The sequence below is a fragment of the Bartonella sp. AA126HLJHH genome (assembly GCF_042197425.1).
GTDB lineage: Bacteria > Pseudomonadota > Alphaproteobacteria > Rhizobiales > Rhizobiaceae > Bartonella.
Map to the genome: position 1 here is coordinate 1 of NZ_JBHIRU010000069.1, position 2,175 is coordinate 2,175.

4 protein-coding genes and 1 pseudogene are annotated in these 2,175 nt (G+C 37.8%); 1 reads left to right on the plus strand and 4 read right to left on the minus strand.

Features of this window, described 5'->3' with window-relative positions:
- Positions 1-267 precede the first annotated feature (267 nt).
- Positions 268-798: pseudogene (locus tag ACFIQC_RS09625) on the plus strand (antA/AntB antirepressor family protein).
- A gap of 46 nt (positions 799-844) precedes the next feature.
- On the opposite strand, the gene ACFIQC_RS09630 reads toward ACFIQC_RS09625, so the two are convergent.
- The 4 genes from ACFIQC_RS09630 to ACFIQC_RS09645 form a co-directional block, all read right to left on the minus strand.
- Positions 845-1,126 (minus strand): type II toxin-antitoxin system YafQ family toxin, encoded by a 282-nt coding sequence (locus ACFIQC_RS09630; protein WP_375612165.1) that lies wholly within the window; start codon positions 1,124-1,126, stop codon positions 845-847.
- Entirely contained in the window at positions 1,113-1,376 is a 264-nt protein-coding gene (locus tag ACFIQC_RS09635; protein ID WP_375612164.1) for a type II toxin-antitoxin system RelB/DinJ family antitoxin, read from the minus strand. The genes ACFIQC_RS09630 and ACFIQC_RS09635 overlap by 14 nt, the downstream gene beginning before the upstream one ends.
- A 97-nt stretch (positions 1,377-1,473) precedes the next feature.
- The gene (locus ACFIQC_RS09640; protein WP_375612163.1) at positions 1,474-1,779 is read right to left on the minus strand and encodes a BrnA antitoxin family protein; all 306 of its coding nucleotides are present in this window, start codon (positions 1,777-1,779) and stop codon (positions 1,474-1,476) included.
- The gene (locus tag ACFIQC_RS09645) at positions 1,757-2,023 is read right to left on the minus strand and encodes a BrnT family toxin (protein WP_375612170.1); all 267 of its coding nucleotides are present in this window, start codon (positions 2,021-2,023) and stop codon (positions 1,757-1,759) included. The genes ACFIQC_RS09640 and ACFIQC_RS09645 overlap by 23 nt, the downstream gene beginning before the upstream one ends.
- Between the last annotated feature and the right edge of the window lie 152 nt (positions 2,024-2,175).

Genomic DNA, 2,175 nt, shown 5'->3' on the forward strand with positions numbered 1-2,175 from the left:
TTCTATAGTAATAGGTATTTTCGAATCAGGTGCCTAGAAAACACCTTAAACACATAGCGGATTAGTTGCCGAAATAATCAGTCTTCCGCACATTAAAGACTTTGACTCATTGTATGTTAGGCGCATATAATAACTTTGTCGGGTGTAGTTATGCTATACAATACCCTTGTGGGGAAAGCATAACGACGGGCTATGTGCCGTGTTTTCTAGCACCCGGCATCTTTTAGAGTGTCAATAGAAAACCTTTAAGCACATAGGAGCCAAATCATGGCGCAATATTTAATTGACTTACATCAAACTACGATTGATGGTGATATCGTTCAGACAGTGAATGCACCTGAATTACATACATTTTTGGCAATAGGTAAACGTTTTGCTATTTGGATTACGAACCGTATTAATCAGTATGAATTTGAAGAGGGAAAAGACTATATTTTAACGCTTCCCAAAATTGGGAAACGTTAAAATGTTATCAGCAAAGAATATCACCTCACCTTAGACATGGCGAAAGAACTTTCCATGGTTGAACGCAATGAGAAAGGGCGTCAAGCACGCCGTTACTTTATTGAATGTGAAAAGAAACTGAGAAACCAAGCTGTTGATTATGATAATGATACACGCTTTGATGATTTTAACTATCTTCGCCAATATGTTTTGACAAATTATCCTAAAATCATGGGTATCATCTTTGGTTATCTTTTGAAAATAGATGAAATCGAAAAAGAGCTTGATCATTACAAATCAGTTACAAAAGAAGCTAAGCGCGTTTTAGCAAGATCTGTCGTAAAAGCTGCTTAGATTTAAAACACATCTCCCCTCCCCGTTCTCAAAATGGGGAGGTGGTTTAAAGATCAAGTTTTGAATGGGAGCCCAGACGCGCTAAAATCAATCGATCTTGACCAATCAAGCGATAAATCAACACTAGGTAAGGTCGAATATGGCAATCTCGATAATTGCTCCAATTCCCAGTCAATGCATGATCATGATATCGAGGTTCTAAGGGTTGATCATTTGCTAATGCTGCAATGATTTGGCGCAAATCAGTATCTAAAAGATGCCGATACCGTCCTTTCATTTCACGCTTGAAATCACATTTGAAGATAGTGGTACGTTCAATCGTCCGCATAGAGATCATCAAATAATTCGTCTACGGAATGAAACTTTTTTAAGTTACCTTCCTCTAGTTCTGCAAAAGCCGCTATAGTTTCTGCATTAGGTTGAAACAAGAAGGACGGAATAGCTTTATCTTGTGCAATACGCGTCATCAACACTCTCACAACATCACTTACTGATAAACCTGAAGCTTGAATAACTTGACTAGCGATATTTTGAATTTCTTCTGGTACACGCGCTTGAACCATGCGACTGGCAGCCATAATGAGCTCTCCTCTTGTAATTGTACTTCAATGTAATACAATTGAAGTTTAATTTCAACTGTAAAGCACATTTTTTAGAGTGGCGAGATCGTTTGGCTTAACAACCACTTGCTTTTTTTAAGACTTCACCCATACGTGTTCGCCAGTCTTTTCCTTGTTTTTTAAAAGAGGCAATAACATTTGGGTCAAGGCGTAGAGTAACCGCTTGTTTGGGAGATTCAACCGGTGGACGCCCACGTTTACGGCGTTCTTCTGTTACATATTTAAAAAAGGAGGCTGGTAAAACATCTTTAGCTGGCTTTAAGCGTGCAAGTTCTTCATCTGTCAATGGTGGGGAATCCACAGCGTCCCAATCTTCTTTTGTGTAGCCACATCCTGTTTCAAAGTTTTTTTTGATAATCATTGAAAACCTCTCTTTCTTTTTTATTCGCTTGACGAAAACTGATAATGGATATCGCTTCATTGCCAAGCTTTGCAAAAACAATAACTGTTGTGCCATCAGCAAAATGTCCAATAGCCTTCATGCGGTTTGAATGTGTTGCATCAATAAGAGCATGTTCCCAGTCAAAGTAAATAACATCAGCAAAATCAAGCTTATGTTTATCAATGTTTAAAGCTCTTTTTGGTTCATCCCACACTATCTTCATATATTTTATGTACACGAAAAATAAAACCTTGTCAACAATTAAAGTGTACAATAATTCGTATATACCATTCAAAATGGAGCAACTATGAATAAGAAAACGCGTAAGGGTTTATCGGTTCGTGCGTTTGCGAAGAAGATGGGTGTTTCACATAA

Bases quoted from the DNA above. Each gene is read 5' to 3' on its own strand.
- ACFIQC_RS09640 (WP_375612163.1), bottom strand. From the start codon at position 1,779: ATGATTATCAAAAAAAACTTTGAAACAGGATGTGGCTACACAAAAGAA.
- ACFIQC_RS09630 (WP_375612165.1), bottom strand. From the start codon at position 1,126: ATGCGGACGATTGAACGTACCACTATCTTCAAATGTGATTTCAAGCGT.
- ACFIQC_RS09635 (WP_375612164.1), bottom strand. From the start codon at position 1,376: ATGGCTGCCAGTCGCATGGTTCAAGCGCGTGTACCAGAAGAAATTCAA.
- ACFIQC_RS09645 (WP_375612170.1), bottom strand. From the start codon at position 2,023: ATGAAGATAGTGTGGGATGAACCAAAAAGAGCTTTAAACATTGATAAA.